Raw genomic sequence first — 15876 nt, 5'->3', positions numbered from 1 at the left:
GTTGATAGGGAAAGTATCGGCGCCAGCTTCACGGATTCAGGTATTAGGAAGAATTGGTCCAAGGTTCTGATGGATCCAGTTAAGCGCTTGAATACGATTGTGAACGTTTATTTTTCGGAAAATATTATAAAGGTGAGACTTAACAGTGTGTTCACTTACAAACAACTTGTCGGCATCTGCTGGTTAGAGGAACCCGCGCTTAATAAAGAGATAATTTCCATTTCTCGATTGGTTAATCCACAGGCAGGACGAAACGCGTTGCTTTGATACTTGCGATAAAAAAGAATCAGGCGCGCCATTAAATCTCGAGACATCCATAGCTCATCATCAAGTAACGCGTGGATACCTTTGCAAAATACCTCTAAGCTCTCATTGCGATAAAATACCCCTTTCAATTGAGCGCACGAGAGCGCTTCTAGCGCATAGTCCATATCGCGGATATTGAAAGCGGCTAGGGGGACTTTTGTAAGCGCTTCTGGCAGTTTCTCTTGCCACTCTGGCAATGCCTCTACACTGATATGGTCACTATCAATTAGGATGAGCAGCTTTTCGACAGGTGAAGAGGGTATGGTGACATCAGGCGAGTAAATGCTAATTGAGCAATTGGTGTGATCATGTAAATAGTCTGCAAATAGCTGTGATTGCGGACTTTTTTCGGTAATGAGATACACCAAACCTATGGTCTTTTCCTGTGACATTGGGAAGCCCTCGTGGAAAGAAAGAGTGAGCAGGTGCTCTCAGAAGTGTTGCCTATAAGATACATTTCGTAAAGTTTTGTTATTATTTGTTTGGTAAAAATAATTTGAACATATATATGCTTTTTGGAAATATAAATGTTAACTATATGATTTAAATTTATTTATTTTTTAACATAAGGAATATTTAAATTAGATCTGCATGTTTACATTGAGTAACAAATGGCTTGCTTTAGAAGAAATTTGAGGCAAGTAAACTCATTACCTTCCTTTTCGGAGATATCGTTATGGCATCGTCAAATACCTTAGTTTTAGCCAGCGGAAATGTAGGAAAATTAAAAGAATTCAATCAATTATTAGCACCCCTTGGGTTAGATGTTCGTGCGCAATCCGAATTTGGAGTAGGCGATGTGGAGGAAACAGGGCTTACTTTTGTTGAAAACGCACTTCTGAAAGCTCGTGAGGCAAGTAGAATCAGTGGGTTGCCTGCATTGGCAGACGACTCAGGCCTTGAGGTGGATGCACTTCATGGTGCGCCAGGTATCTATTCAGCGCGTTATGCTGGTGAGCCTAAAAGTGACGAGCGCAATAATGAGAAATTATTAACGTCGCTCAGCAGCTATGCTGAGGGTCAACGTAGTGGGCGTTATTGGTGCGTATTGGTCTACTTGCGTCATGCAGAAGATCCCGTACCTGTTATCGTGCAACGCAGTTGGGAAGGGGAAATTCTGGCGCATCCGCGAGGTAATGGCGGTTTTGGCTATGACCCTCTTTTCTGGCTACCGGATCAAGGAATGAGTGTTGCCGAGCTATCCAGTGAAACCAAGAACCGACTTAGTCATCGTGGGCGAGCATTACAGGGCTTGGTTGAGCTGTTGAAGGTGGCGCATGGCTGAATTACTGCCTCCCTTATCGCTATATATTCATACGCCATGGTGCGTACGTAAGTGCCCGTACTGTGACTTTAATTCCCATGAGCCCAGTAATGACGAGTTGCCCGAAGCGGCTTATTTAAATGCCCTGCTCAATGATTTGGCGGGTGATTTATCGTTAGCAAGTGAAAGAGAAATTCAAACTATCTTTATTGGTGGTGGCACGCCAAGCTTGTTATCACCTGCTTTTTACGATCAATTGTTCAAAGAGATACGCCTTCGGTTACCGTTCTCCTCTACTATCGAAATTACCCTTGAAGCGAATCCTGGCACGACCGAGCAGCAGCGGTTTATTGGTTATCGAGAAGCCGGGATCAATCGCTTGTCTTTAGGAGTTCAGAGCTTTCGCCCTGAGCAGCTTAGCGCGTTGGGGCGTATTCATAGCGGCCAAGAAGCGGTCAATGCTGTTCGTCAGGCGCGTGAAGCTGGGTTTGATAATCTCAATATTGATTTAATGCATGGGTTACCTAAACAAACCCCGACTCAAGCGATGGAGGATATTGAACAGGCCTTGGCTCTAGAGCCTGAGCATCTCTCTTGGTATCAGTTAACGCTTGAACCGAATACGGCGTTCTTCTCTCATCCGCCTGTGTTACCAGAAGAAGAGGCTCTCTGGGACATTCAAGAAGCTGGCCACCAACGCCTTGAGCAAGATGGTTTGCGGCGCTATGAAATTTCCGCCTACGCGCGAGCGGGACAACAAAGCCGCCACAATATCAATTATTGGCAGTTTGGCGATTATTTGGGAATTGGGGCGGGAGCGCATGGAAAACTGACGACGGTTGATAGTCAGGGGCAGCGGCATATCGAAAGGCGCTGGAAAACACGTCAACCAGAGGCGTATTTACGCCGCGCAAATGATCCGCGTGGCTTTGTGGCTGGCAAGCAACCGATAGCAACGCAGGAGCTACCCCTTGAGTTTGCGATGAATGCGTTACGTTTAACCGATGGCGTCACAATGGATGTCTGGACGGCTTACACAGGACAGCCACAAGACGTGTTACTTTCACGGTTACAAAGTGCGTATGAAAAAGGACTTTTAATGGAAATGCCCGAAAAGCTGCGTGCATCGCCTCAAGGTCTATTATTCTTGAACGAATTGCTGACATTAATAAGCGATGAGTGATCAGCGATATATAAAGCTATTACCCTGAAGATTATCAAGGAGTGAGTGATGCGTATTTCTCGACTACTGACCCCGCTGGCAGCAGCCATTTTGTTAGCTGGTTGTGCTACCTCGGACCCTTATGGCGGTCAGACGCAGCGCTCTAGCACTGCGATGGGATCTGGCATTGGCGCGGCCATTGGCGCTGCCGCCGGTGCGCTGTCTGGCGATGGCAGCACTAGCCGTCGTGATCGTGCATTGATTGGTGCGGCGGTAGGGGCTGCAGCGGGTGCCGGTATAGGCGTTTACATGGATCGTCAGGAGCAACAGCTGCGCCAAAATCTCCAGGGCTCGCGTATTGAGATTGATCGTCGCGGTGACGATATTGTGCTTAATATGCCTAGCGGCGTTACGTTTGGTTTCGACTCTGCTGAGCTTACCAGCGAGGCGCGTAACTCTCTTAACCAAGTAGCGAATGTACTGACCCAGTACCAGGATACCCGCGTCAACATTGCTGGCCACACTGATAGCACTGGAGATGCAAACTATAACCAGCGTCTGTCTGAGCGCCGTGCCCAGTCTGTGGGTAATTACCTTAGCCAAAATGGCGTATCCTCGGCTCGATTAAACACCATGGGATACGGGGCCAACCAGCCGGTTGCTAGCAATAATTCTGAACAAGGCCGTGCGCAAAACCGCCGTGTTGAAATCACCTTGACTCCCACCGGGAATGGCCAGGGTTAACGCTAACGATTGATAAGCTAACCTCGGCATTGCCGATAAACGCCCGCTATGCTCACATAGCGGGCTTTTTTCGATTCTCTGTTAGCGAGCGACTATGCTGTCTTACCAACACGCTTACCATGCCGGTAACTTTGCCGATGTGCAGAAGCATTTAACGCTTTACGCGGTGGTTGATTATTTATTACGTAAAAAAACAGCCATTACATATATAGACACTCATGCGGGACGAGGCCTCTATCCACTTAACACCAAAGAGACTCAGCGGCTTCAAGAATACCGTGAGGGCATTTGGCCGCTGTGGAAAGCGAGTGAACAGCTAACTGACCCTTTATTGAGAAGTTGGCTAACCACGTTGCGAACTGCCCAGCCTCATGCATCTGAGCTTACCCATTACCCAGGCTCACCTTGGTGGCTTTCTCAGCCGCTTCGTGAGCAGGATCGCCTGACGTTATTTGAGCTTCACCCTGGTGAGCATGAGCACTTAAGCAGCCAATTGCTTTCCCCCCAGGCGCAGCGAATTTATGGGGATGGCCTGGCAGGCTTGAGTACGCTGATACCGGTTGCAACCCCTCGTTTATGCGTACTGATTGACCCTAGCTACGAACGTAAAGCGGAATATTTGGAGGTAGTTGATGCGGTGACCTATAGCCTGGCCAAAGCGCGGCATGCGGTGCTCCTGGTGTGGTATCCACTGTTACCAGCAGGCCACCATCACTCGCTGCTAGACGGCTTGAAGGAGAGCGGTATCCGTAAAATTTGGCGCAGCGAACTTCAACGGCATACGCCAAACGAGCAAAGCCATGGCATGTACGGTAGTGGAATGCTAGTGATTAACCCGCCCTGGGGATTAGATGAGCGTCTAGCGGCGGCGATGGCACACATTACGCCGCTGCTAGGCTCGGAAAGTGACTATCGGTCAGAGTGGCTGGTAGGTGAATAGCTTGTTAGCCACTGTCTGTTAGTGACCAAAGCAGGTGATTATTTCCCGATACAAAAACTGCCAAAGATTTCGCCGAGCAGGTCGTCAGCGCTGAATTCACCGGTAATTTCGCCTAATGCCTGCTGAGCATCGCGCAAGTCTTCGGCCAGCAATTCCCCAGCACCGTAGCCATCTAGTTGGGCGCGTCCAGTTTCCAGCGCAACCATGGCGCGATCTAGGGCGTCTAAATGGCGACGGCGGGCTGAGAATCGCCCTTCGGTCGTCGCAGAAAACCCCATGATGTCCTTTAGATGGGTTTTTAAGTTATCCACACCCATGCCAGTTTTCGCGGATAGTCTGATCGTTGGTGGGGTTGTGGATAAATCAATGCCGGCTTGTTCGGCGCTGGTATCGATTTTATTTCGCACCAGTGTCAGGCGTGTTTGATCGGGGAGCCTGGCGACAAATTCCGGCCAAATAGTCATAGGATCGGTCGCATCAGTCGTGGAGGCATCTACCAATAGCAGCACGCGGTCGGCTTTTTCGATCTCTTCCCAAGCACGGGCAACGCCGATTTTCTCTACGGCATCGGGGGTGTCGCGCAGCCCTGCGGTGTCGATAATATGCAGTGGCATGCCATCAATGTGAATATATTCCCTCAGCACGTCACGGGTGGTGCCGGCAATATCCGTGACAATGGCGGTATCTTGTTCGGTCAGTGCGTTGAGCAAGCTAGACTTACCGGCATTAGGTCGTCCAGCAATCACCACGCTCATTCCTTCGCGTAACAGTGCCCCTTGGCCTGCGGCTTTGCGAACCGCCGTCAGCGCTTGCTGAACGCTGTCTAAACGGTTGGCGACGTGGCCATCGGCTAAAAAGTCGATTTCCTCCTCAGGGAAATCAATCGCCGCTTCGACGTATACCCGTAACTCAATGAGGCGCTCCACTAACGCCGATATACGCTGAGAAAACTCGCCCTGTAGCGAACGTACGGCATTTTCGGCAGCGGAACGGGAAGTGGCGTCTATCAGGTCGGCAATGGCTTCGGCTTGGGCTAAATCCAACTTGTCGTTTAGAAAGGCACGCTCTGAAAACTCACCCGGGCGTGCTAGGCGTGCGCCAAGCTGTAGGCAGCGTTCAAGCAGCATATCCATAATGATTGGCCCGCCATGTCCTTGCAGTTCAAGCACGTCCTCACCCGTAAATGAGTGGGGCCCGTTGAACAGCAGGGCAATGCCTTCATCAATAACGCTTTCAGCGGCATAAAACGGGCCGTAGTGAGCGTAACGAGGGGAAGGGCAGTGGCCAAGTACAGCGGCAGCGATATCGCGGCAGGCAGGGCCTGAGACGCGAATAATGCCAACACCGCCGCGGCCAGGAGGAGTTGCCAGAGCGGTAATGGTGTCTTGGGTGTAAAGTCGATCGGCCATGGCGCTTCTCGTTGGTGTATGGCGAAGATTGTCGCGTTGTTCATCCTAAAACGCCAGACCCCCGCTAGGGCGGGGGTCTGGTGGTAGGAGAAGGGAGCGTGCTACTTGGTTCGCAACCCTTTGCCGACGTTTGGATCATTCTCAATATTACGCGTAATGAGATACTGCTGCGCCACCGAGATGATGTTGTTGACGACCCAGTAGATAACCAGACCTGCTGGGAACCACAGGAAGAAGAAGGTGAAGATAATCGGCAGCATCTTCATAATCTTCGCCTGCATGGGATCGGGCGGTGTCGGGTTCAGCATTTGCTGAACGAACATCGAGATCCCCATCAAAATCGGCAAGATAAAGTAAGGATCTTTCACCGACAGATCTTGAATCCAGAACATGAACGGCGCATGGCGCAGCTCAACAGACTCAAGCAGCATCCAATACAGCGCGATAAAGACCGGCATTTGCACCAGAATTGGTAAGCAGCCGCCCAGAGGATTGATCTTTTCCTTCTGGTAGAACTTCATCATCTCTTGAGACATTTTCTGGCGATCATCGCCATACATCTCTTTGAGACGCTGCATTTCCGGGCCAAGCTTACGCATACGCGCCATTGACTTGTAGGCTTTGGCGGATAGCGGGAACAGCACCAGTTTCACGAGTACGGTCAGCAGTACAATTGACCAGCCCCAGTTGCCAACGATGTCGTGGATCTTATCCAGTAACCAGAACAGCGGGTTAGCGATAAACCACAGCCAACCGTAATCTACGGTCAAGCGTAGGTTTGGCGCTACTTGCTCAAGGTAATCTTGAACCTTGGGACCCATGTACAGCGTTGCGCTTAGTGTTGCCTCGCCGTCAGCGGCCACACTGCTCGTGGGGCCAGCAAACGCTACGACATTACGATCCCGTGAATCGGTAGTGACATAGTAGAGGTTTTGCTGATTTTGCGCCGGTGCCCAGGCAGATACGAAGTAGTGTTGGATCATCGCAATCCAGCCACCTTGCGCCTCACGATTTTCAAAGTTATGGCTTTGAATATCGTCGAAGTCGATTTTTTCGTAGCGCGCGTCAGGGGTAGAGTAGGCTGCACCAAGATACGATTTCATACCCATAGAGACGCCACTTGAGGGGTCAGGGCTATTATCGCGCGCCAGTTGACCGATAAAGCGTGCGCTAATCGGTGACTCGGTGTTGTTGGCTAAATAGTAACTAACGTTGACAGCGTAGTCGCCGCGCTTAAACGTCAATCGCTTAATAACCTCAACGCCGTTAACTTCCGCTGTTAAATCAACACTTAGCTGCTCTTCATCGTTCCCTAAGCGGTACTCGGTACGCTCGGGCGTGAAGGCAATGCGGCTAGCCTGGCCGTCCAGTTGAAGACCCGAACGGGCGACGTAGCTACGCGTTGAGTTATCAGAAAGCAACACGTAGTTACGATCTGAATCCTGCGTTAGCTTATGCTGCGGTAGAGCGGCGTACACGATATCGCCACCATGTGGGTCAATACGTACGTCGAGAACGTCGGTTGTGACAGCAATAAAGTCTCGGCTAGACGAGTTACTTTCTGCTTCTCCAGGCATGCCTTCACTAATGGCATTTTGGGGAGCCGATGAACTAGGAACCGATAAATCATCACTGCCAACATTATTGACGGATGAGCCGTTGCTGTTTTGGGTAATTTCAGGCGTCGAATCGACGCTTATTTGCCCATAATCCTGATTCCACTGTACAACCAATAGGTAGGCAAGTACTGCCAGTGGAATCAGTAATAAAAGTCGTTTTACGTCCATGAGGGTTCTGCCCGATGGGTGGTGAACATGCTAATGGCGCAGTGTCATTTACTCGACCCATGACACACGAAAGCCTGCCAGGCGGCAGGCCGAGGTCGAGCGGCGAGGTGTGTCGTCAAGCGTCACGTGTTACGCCATTAGGCGGGAGTGGTACAGACACCGCCTGTGCGTCACGCTGAAGTCGTTTCCACATGCCATTTAGCTGGCGATTCAGCGTCTCGTTATCAATATCTTGAACACCACGCTTTGCCAGTATCACGATATCCACAGAGGGTAAGTGATCTTGGCGGAGGCGAACAGATTCTCTCACGAGTCGCTTAAAGCGGTTGCGATCAACAGCGAGCTTCACATTCTTTTTGCTGACCACCAGTCCAATGCGGGGATGTCCCCGGGTACTCAAACGCGCTAGCGCCATCATACCTTTGCCATGAACCTTCAGGTCTGCCTGTTCAAACACGTGACTAAAATCCCCGGCGTTTAGCAAACGTAAGCACCGGGGAAAGCCTTGATGCGGCACACGCAATCCGAGATCAGGCGCTCAGACGCTTGCGGCCTTTGGCGCGGCGGCGTGCGATAACGGCACGGCCGTTTTTGGTTGCCATACGAGCACGGAAGCCATGCGCGCGCTTGCGCTTGAGAACGCTGGGTTGAAAAGTGCGTTTCATAACTCGTTATTCCCACGTGGTTTAGGACGGAAAGTGAATTCCAAAAGACCCGGTCCAGTGAGGAACTAGCCGGGGAGTTTCAATTCAAGACCGGAAATTGTAGAGACTTCCCGCGTCAGGTGCAATTTTTCCTTGCATAAAAAGCGTTAAAAAGGCAATGGAGGCTTTTCGTACATCGCCATCGTGGCTTCTTGCTATGACACTACTATTACTAATGAAGTTATTTAAAACCAATTGTTATTAATAGTGGGGATACTAATTGTGGATAAGCTATTTTAGCTCATTTTTATCAACAGCTTAAAAACATAAAAAATCTGTGCATAACCTTCGGATAAGCCTTAAATAAACTGTTAATTAGGTGTGTTCAACAGGTTATAGAAGCCATAAAAACAGCTTTTTCCTTGATCAATTACCAGCTTTTCCCTATGCCTCATGAATAGTTGTCCACAGGGCAAAAAGAGGCGTTAGTGCGTGTGGATAACCGTCTCGTTGGGCGCTACAATGGTCGGCCGTTTTCAACCGATGGTGAGATGAGTGTCACTCGCGCTTTGGCAACAGTGCCTGGACTACCTGCAGGACGAACTGAATTCACAGCAGTTCAATACCTGGATACGTCCGCTGCAGGCAGAAGAAGGAGAGACCAATGAGCTGCGCTTGTTGGCGCCGAATCGCTTTGTGCGCGACTGGGTGAGTGATAAGTATTCAAAGCGTATCAGCGAGCTGATGCGAGAACTTGCGCCATCCAAGCCTCCCAAAGTCAGTTTGACGGTAGGTAGCCGCCGTGTGGCTGCACCTGCCCCGCAGCCAAGAGATTTGGGTAATCCGGTCTCAGCATCTCCCTCAAGGCAAGCATCGCCTGCGGTTCACACGCCGCCAAGGGGAGACCTTGCTGATGAGCGAGAAATTGATCAACTGCGGGAAGAGTCACCGAATCGGCGAGGAAATGAGCGCCAGGTACAGGTTGAAGGCAGCCTAAAACATGGTAGTGGTCTTAATCCTAATTTTACCTTCGATACCTTTGTTGAAGGTAAATCGAACCAGCTCGCTCGTGCGGCATCTCGTCAGGTATCTGAAAATCCTGGCGGCGCCTATAACCCGCTGTTTTTATACGGTGGCGTTGGTTTAGGTAAAACACACTTGATGCACGCTGTTGGTAACGCCCTGGCTGGCCGCCGTGAAAATGCCCGTGTGGTGTATCTGCACTCTGAACGCTTTGTCGCGGATATGGTGAAAGCACTGCAGTTAAATGCGATTAATGACTTCAAGCGCTTTTATCGCAGCGTTGATGCGCTACTTATTGATGATATTCAGTTTTTTGCTGGAAAAGAGCGTTCCCAGGAAGAGTTCTTCCATACCTTTAATGCATTATTAGAGGGAGGGCAGCAAATGATACTTACCTCTGACCGCTATCCAAAAGAGATTAGTGGTGTGGAGGAGCGTCTGAAATCGCGCTTTGGCTGGGGTCTGACAGTGGCTATTGAGCCGCCAGAGCTTGAAACCCGCGTAGCAATATTAATGAAAAAAGCAGATCAGGCGAAAGTTGATCTTCCACACGATGCTGCCTTCTTTATTGCTCAGAAGATTCGCTCAAACGTCCGTGAGCTTGAAGGTGCGCTGAAAAAGGTGATTGCAGATTCGCATTTCATGGGGAAAACCATTACCCAGGACTTTATTCGCGAATCGCTTAAAGACCTGTTAGCGCTTCAAGATAAGCAGGTAGGCGTTGATAATATTCAGCGAACGGTTGCTGAATATTACAAAATTAAAGTTGCCGATCTGCTTTCTAAACGCCGCTCTCGTTCCGTCGCGCGGCCGAGGCAAGTTGCTATGGCGCTAGCTAAAGAGCTGACAAATCACAGCTTGCCGGAAATAGGCGATGCCTTTGGTGGCCGTGATCACACGACCGTGTTGCACGCTTGCCGTAAGGTAAAAGCGCTGCAAGAGGAAAATGCGGATATTCGTGAAGATTACAAGAATCTTCTTCGCCTGCTAACTAGTTAACCGTTATCGTTTGGGCCTGCACTGCGGGCCTTTCAGGATAGAAACCGGAGTACCGATGAAATTTACTATTTCCCGAGAGGCGCTGCTTCGCCCGCTGACTCTGGTGGCGGGCGTAGTCGAACGGCGCCAAACGCTACCAGTACTTTCTAATGTACTGATCCAAGTAGAAGGGGATCAGGTAGCATTAACCGGTACCGACCTAGAAGTAGAGCTAGTAGGCCGTACCGTGGCGAGCCAAGTTGATCAAGAGGGTGCTGCCACGGTTCCTGCTCGTAAGCTTATGGATATCTGTAAATCGTTGCCTGATCAATCTGAGATTCAGCTGGCGGTAGAAGAGGGGCGTGCTGTACTGCGCAGTGGTCGTTCGCGCTTTACGCTATCGACGCTGCCCGTTGCAGAGTTTCCAAATATTGAAGATGCTGATGGTAGTCAAGAGCTTAGTGTGCCCAGGGGGACATTGAAGCACCTGATTGAGTCAACGTCTTTTGCAATGGCCCAGCAGGATGTTCGCTATTATCTGAACGGCATGCTGCTCGAAATTCAAAGTAATTTGTTGCGCACCGTTGCCACTGATGGGCACCGCTTAGCTATGTGCTCACGGCCTATCGATATTGTGGTTGACCAAGCGCAAAAGCTAATCGTACCGCGGAAAGGTATCTTAGAGCTTTCTCGCTTATTGGACGATAGTGATGAACCGGTAAGCCTTACCCTGGGTTCAACCCATGTTCGCGCTCATACAGGCGACTTTACGTTTACCTCTAAGCTGATTGACGGCAAATTCCCTGACTACGAGCGTGTAGTGCCGCGCAATGGCGATAAAGTACTAATCGCTGAGCGTGCTGAATTGCGTCAGGTGCTTTCACGTACTGCTATTCTCTCGAATGAGAAATATCGTGGTGTGCGGCTGTACCTTGAGGAAAACAATCTTAAAGTAATGGCCAATAACCCTGAACAGGAAGAAGCCGAAGAGAATGTGGCCGTTGAGTATAATGGCGGAGCCATGGAAGTTGGCTTTAACGTAGGTTACTTAGTCGACGTGCTATCGGTTCTGGACGAAGATCGAGTGCAGATGACGCTGGCAGACCCTAACAGCAGTGCGCTGTTAGAAGAACCTGGCGGCGGTGATGCGCTTTATGTTGTTATGCCGATGCGGCTATAGCCGCAATAGCTGGCTAAAGAGGGCGGCGCTTCTGATGGCAGAAGCGCCGTTTTCGCGTTTTAAAGGATGGCAGGTTTTATGGTCTTATTTACTGGCAGTCGTTAATGAGTGTGTCTCGGTTAAATCTTCAGGGGCTGCGTAATTTAGCGCCAGTTGAGATGTGCCCGGCATCCCGTATTAATGTGATATACGGCGTTAACGGCAGTGGTAAAACTAGCCTGCTGGAAGGTATTCATATCTTAGGAATGGGGCGCTCTTTCCGGACTCGCCAGCTTAAACATGCTATACAGTCTGAGGCGCCCTATATGACGCTCTACGGCCGTTTGGCGGGGGATCCTGAGGTTACGCTTGGTGTGAGGAGAATGCGCGCACAGCGCGAGCTAGAGCTGCGTTTGCGTGGAGAGAAAGGCGTCCGCTTGGCCGAATTGGTTGAAGCTATGCCGTTGCAGCTAATAAATCCAGATGCCTTTCGCCTTCTCGAAGGATCGCCCGCAGGTCGCAGAGAGTTTTTGGATTGGGGAGTGTTTCACGTGAAACACTCTTTTCTCGACGCATGGAAGCGAACGCGCCGCGCGGTGAAACATCGGAATGCGCTCCTTAGGCGTGGTAGAATAGTCCCAAGCGAAATAGCGGTATGGGAGTATGAGTTAGCTACCTGGGGGGAGCAGATGGATGCACTCAGGCAAGCATGGTTCAACGAGTTCTTGCCGGTATTCGATGAAACCTTAAAGGAGCTGATTTCTCTACCCGATTTAACGCTGCGTTATGTAAGAGGCTGGGATAAGCAGCGCGCCCTTGCGGACGTTTTGCAGGATAGTCGTCACGCGGATCAGCAAATGGGCTTTACCCAGCAGGGGCCGCAGCGAGCAGACTTGCGAATCAGATTAAACAAGCAGCCTGCTGTCGAAGTCCTTTCCAGAGGCCAGCAAAAGCTGGTGGTTAGTGCATTAAAGCTTGCCCAGGGGCGGCTTCTGGAAAGTACCACACAACGACACTGCATCTACTTAATCGACGATTTACCAGCGGAGCTAGATAGCACGCACCGAGATCGGTTTTGCAATTTGCTTGAAAAGATGCAGTGTCAGGCATTTATTACAAGCGTCGAACCCTCCGCGCTTCGTGGTATATGGGAGCCCTCAACAGATGTCGGGATGTTTCACGTGAAACACTCCAGTCAAGGGTTAAGCCAATTACTGCCGGACGGGTAGGCGACACGGAACGAGACAGACTTCACGACGGAGTGGTCAATGAGCGAGCAGGCTTACGATTCATCAAGCATTAAGGTGCTCAAAGGGCTAGACGCAGTACGCAAGCGCCCAGGCATGTATATCGGCGATACCGACGACGGCACCGGGTTGCACCACATGGTTTTCGAGCTGGTGGATAACTCCATCGATGAAGCTCTGGCAGGTCACTGTAGTGAAATTCGTGTGGTTATCCACCCGGATGAATCAATAACGGTGAGTGATAATGGCCGTGGTGTTCCCACCGAGATACATGAAGGCGAAGGCGTCTCAGCCGCAGAAGTTATCATGACAGTGCTGCACGCTGGCGGTAAGTTCGATGATAATTCATATAAAGTATCAGGCGGTCTACACGGTGTAGGGGTGTCGGTTGTTAACGCGCTTTCGGAAGAATTGCGGCTAACCATCTGGCGTCAAGGGGAAGTGTTTGAGCAGGTCTATCACCATGGTGTACCTCAAGCGCCTCTAGGTGTTGTCGGTAAAACGGAAAAAAGTGGCACTCGTGTACATTTTCGTCCGTCACCAAACACCTTTGCGAATATCGAGTTTCACTACGATATACTCGCCAAGCGCCTACGTGAACTTTCATTCTTGAACTCAGGCGTTGCTATTCGTTTAATGGATGAGCGTAGCGGCAAAGAGGAGCTGTTTCATTATGAAGGTGGCTTGAAAGCATTTGTTGACCACCTGAATAAAAATAAAACAGTTCTGAACCCTGTCTTTCATTTCAATGCAGTGCGAGAAGATGGCGTTGAAGTAGAAGTGGCGATGCAGTGGAGCGAGGCCTTCACTGAAAACATTTTTTGCTACACCAATAATATTCCTCAGCGAGATGGTGGAACCCACTTAGCGGGTTTTCGTGCCGCGCTTACGCGAACGCTTAACCACTATATCGAAGCTCAGGGGCTACTGAAAAAATCTAAGGTCAATACGTCGGGCGACGATGCTCGTGAAGGCTTGACCGCTATTATCTCTGTTAAAGTTCCCGACCCTAAATTCTCGTCTCAAACCAAAGACAAGCTGGTTTCCAGCGAAGTTAAAACGGCGGTTGAGCAAGAAATGGGGCGGCTATTTGCTGACTATCTGATCGAAAAGCCTAACGAAGCTAAATCGATTGTTAATAAGATGCTAGACGCTGCACGGGCGCGGGAAGCCGCTCGTAAAGCACGGGATATGACTCGCCGTAAGGGTGCGCTCGATATTGCTGGGCTACCTGGAAAGCTTGCAGACTGCCAAGAGAAAGACCCAAGCCAATCAGAACTTTATCTGGTGGAGGGCGACTCGGCTGGTGGCAGCGCTAAGCAGGGGCGTGACCGCCGTACTCAGGCAATTTTGCCGCTGAAAGGTAAGATACTAAACGTTGAGAAAGCGCGCTTCGATAAGATGCTGTCTTCAGCAGAAGTCGGCACGCTGATTACAGCGTTAGGCTGTGGTATTGGTCGCGAAGAATTTAATCCCGATAAGCTACGTTACCATTCGGTCATTATCATGACGGATGCCGACGTTGACGGTTCGCACATTCGCACGTTGCTACTAACGTTCTTTTTCCGTCAGATGCCTGAATTGATTGAGCGTGGTCACATCTTTATTGCTCAGCCTCCTCTTTATAAAATTAAGCGGGGTAAGCAAGAGCTCTACCTGAAAGATGAGCAAGCAATGACCGACTACCTGACCACCACTGCATTGGATGGGGCTGGGTTATATGTCAATGCTGATGCGCCTGGCATTGCTGGTTCGCAACTAGAAGCACTGGTTACTCAGTACCGAAATGTGATGAAGCGGATTGACCGCCTTGCGCGGGTATATCCTATCGCAGTGCTCAAGCAGGCTGTGCATGCCACGGCGCTTCAAGGTGAAGTCAGTCTTAAAGACCGTGTCACCATGGAAAATTGGATTGCTGAGCTACAGAAAGCAATGGATGACATGGTGGCCTATGAAGGCGGACCGCGTTACCAGTTCTATCTGCAGGAAGATAGCGAGCGCGGTTTGCACTTGCCAGCGGTGTCTTTGATTGCCCACGGCGTTACGACTGAGTATGTGTGGGGGCTGGACTTCTTTGAGAGCACTGATTATCGGGCCATTACGGGCCTTGGTGAGACGTTAAATGGGTTGCTTGAAGAAGGAGCTTACATTACCCGTGGCGAGCGTCAGAAGCCTGTTACGCACTTCTCCGAAGTGCTGGCTTGGTTGATGCAAGAGGGGCAGCGTGGGCTCTCTTTCCAACGCTATAAAGGTCTGGGGGAAATGAACCCCGATCAGCTGTGGGAAACCACCATGGATCCCGACAGCCGTCGTATGCTGCGAGTAACCATTGAAGATGCGGTTGCTGCCGATATGATGTTCAACACCTTAATGGGGGATGAAGTTGAACCTCGTCGTGATTTTATCGAGACGAATGCGCTAGTTGCTAATCTCGATGTCTGATGTGTTTACCAGCGTGTGTTTCACGTGAAACAGTGCGATAGGCACTAATAAACGCAGTCAGATGAAAACTAAAACGCCGCGCCTAATTAAATGGGAGCGGCGTTTTTTTTGCGTGACTAGAGTAGAGAGAGGGAGGGGGCGGAAGGAAGAAGCCCCATTACTGCTGTTGGCATAGCCAATCTGCAAAGGCAGCTAGATCTGGATAAACAAGCGTATTTTCAAGATTAGTATGACTGGCTAGCGTTTTCTCCCCTTTACCTGTTCTGACCAGCACTGAACGACATCCCACTGCTTCACCCGCTTTGAGATCTCGTAGGCTATCGCCGACCATCCAACTACCGGTGAGGCTCTTCATTGCTAATTGCTGCTGAATTTGCAAAAGCAATCCTGGCAAGGGTTTTCGACAAGCGCATTGATCATCGGGGCCGTGAGGGCAGTAAGCAATATGGGCAATACGTCCACCTTTCGCTTCAACCAGCGCCGTTAAGCGCTCATGCATTGAATGGAGCGTTGCCTCATCATAATAGCCCCGTGCAATACCCGACTGATTGGTCGCTATTGCCACGGTATATCCTGCCTGAGTTAGCTGGGCAATCGCATCGATCGCTGAAGGGTAGGGCACCCATTCGTCAAGTGACTTAATATAAGCATCAGAGTCGTGATTAATGACGCCATCACGATCAAGTATCACCAGTTGGTTAGCCGAGATCATAGAGTTCCTTATTCACACATTACTGTTTTCTACTAGAGTAATGGACACATAGTCATTGG

At 50.2% G+C, this 15876-nt stretch carries 13 protein-coding genes and 1 pseudogene; 8 read left to right on the top strand and 6 right to left on the bottom strand.

Features of this window, described 5'->3' with window-relative positions:
* Positions 1–36 precede the first annotated feature (36 nt).
* Positions 37–698, bottom strand: a pseudogene (locus tag INT19_RS04850) (LuxR C-terminal-related transcriptional regulator).
* A gap of 284 nt (positions 699–982) precedes the next feature.
* Between INT19_RS04850 and rdgB the strand changes: the two are divergent.
* The 4 genes from rdgB to INT19_RS04830 all read left to right on the top strand — a co-directional run bounded on the left by rdgB (position 983) and on the right by INT19_RS04830 (position 4416).
* Positions 983–1591 carry an RdgB/HAM1 family non-canonical purine NTP pyrophosphatase gene (gene rdgB, locus INT19_RS04845; RefSeq protein ID WP_146942207.1) on the top strand — a complete coding sequence of 203 codons (609 nt, stop codon included), beginning with the start codon at positions 983–985 and terminating at the stop codon, positions 1589–1591.
* Entirely contained in the window at positions 1584–2753 is a 1170-nt protein-coding gene (hemW, locus tag INT19_RS04840; protein ID WP_193059916.1) for a radical SAM family heme chaperone HemW, read from the top strand. Before rdgB ends, hemW begins: the two co-directional genes overlap by 8 nt.
* 48 nt (positions 2754–2801) lie before the next feature.
* A complete protein-coding gene (locus INT19_RS04835) occupies positions 2802–3476 on the top strand; it encodes an OmpA family protein (RefSeq protein WP_089040124.1) in 675 nt (224 codons plus the stop codon).
* A gap of 94 nt (positions 3477–3570) precedes the next feature.
* Positions 3571–4416, top strand: a complete 846-nt coding sequence (locus INT19_RS04830) for a 23S rRNA (adenine(2030)-N(6))-methyltransferase RlmJ (protein ID WP_193059915.1) — start codon at positions 3571–3573, stop codon at positions 4414–4416.
* A 38-nt stretch (positions 4417–4454) separates the two neighbouring features.
* Here the strand turns inward: INT19_RS04830 and mnmE are convergent, their stop codons facing one another.
* From mnmE to rpmH, 4 genes are all read right to left on the bottom strand, one after another.
* Positions 4455–5825 carry a tRNA uridine-5-carboxymethylaminomethyl(34) synthesis GTPase MnmE gene (gene mnmE, locus INT19_RS04825; protein WP_193059914.1) on the bottom strand — a complete coding sequence of 457 codons (1371 nt, stop codon included), beginning with the start codon at positions 5823–5825 and terminating at the stop codon, positions 4455–4457.
* Positions 5826–5926: 101 nt separating this feature from the next.
* Positions 5927–7612: a membrane protein insertase YidC gene (gene yidC, locus INT19_RS04820; RefSeq protein WP_193059913.1), complete on the bottom strand. Its 1686-nt coding sequence runs from the start codon at positions 7610–7612 to the stop codon at positions 5927–5929.
* Positions 7613–7727: 115 nt separating this feature from the next.
* The gene (gene rnpA / locus INT19_RS04815) at positions 7728–8129 is read right to left on the bottom strand and encodes a ribonuclease P protein component (RefSeq protein ID WP_084183640.1); all 402 of its coding nucleotides are present in this window, start codon (positions 8127–8129) and stop codon (positions 7728–7730) included.
* Positions 8130–8142: 13 nt separating this feature from the next.
* Entirely contained in the window at positions 8143–8277 is a 135-nt protein-coding gene (rpmH, locus tag INT19_RS04810; protein ID WP_009723348.1) for a 50S ribosomal protein L34, read from the bottom strand.
* Between the two features lie 534 nt (positions 8278–8811).
* Here rpmH and dnaA point away from each other — a divergent pair.
* From dnaA to gyrB, 4 genes are all read left to right on the top strand, one after another.
* Positions 8812–10278 carry a chromosomal replication initiator protein DnaA gene (gene dnaA / locus INT19_RS04805; RefSeq protein WP_038479938.1) on the top strand — a complete coding sequence of 489 codons (1467 nt, stop codon included), beginning with the start codon at positions 8812–8814 and terminating at the stop codon, positions 10276–10278.
* A gap of 55 nt (positions 10279–10333) precedes the next feature.
* Positions 10334–11437, top strand: a complete 1104-nt coding sequence (gene dnaN / locus INT19_RS04800; RefSeq protein WP_009723350.1) for a DNA polymerase III subunit beta — start codon at positions 10334–10336, stop codon at positions 11435–11437.
* Between the two features lie 104 nt (positions 11438–11541).
* Positions 11542–12645, top strand: a complete 1104-nt coding sequence (gene recF, locus INT19_RS04795) for a DNA replication/repair protein RecF (protein ID WP_193059912.1) — start codon at positions 11542–11544, stop codon at positions 12643–12645.
* Between the two features lie 39 nt (positions 12646–12684).
* Complete coding sequence (gyrB, locus tag INT19_RS04790) at positions 12685–15105, top strand: DNA topoisomerase (ATP-hydrolyzing) subunit B (RefSeq protein WP_193059911.1); 2421 nt, start codon at positions 12685–12687, stop codon at positions 15103–15105.
* A 157-nt stretch (positions 15106–15262) separates the two neighbouring features.
* Here the strand turns inward: gyrB and gmhB are convergent, their stop codons facing one another.
* Positions 15263–15817 (bottom strand): D-glycero-beta-D-manno-heptose 1,7-bisphosphate 7-phosphatase, encoded by a 555-nt coding sequence (gene gmhB / locus INT19_RS04785; RefSeq protein WP_089040118.1) that lies wholly within the window; start codon positions 15815–15817, stop codon positions 15263–15265.
* Between the last annotated feature and the right edge of the window lie 59 nt (positions 15818–15876).

The organism is Halomonas sp. 3A7M (assembly GCF_014897875.1).
GTDB lineage: Bacteria > Pseudomonadota > Gammaproteobacteria > Pseudomonadales > Halomonadaceae > Vreelandella.
Note: the sequence above shows the minus strand (reverse complement) of the source record. Positions and strands in the feature narration are given on the sequence as shown.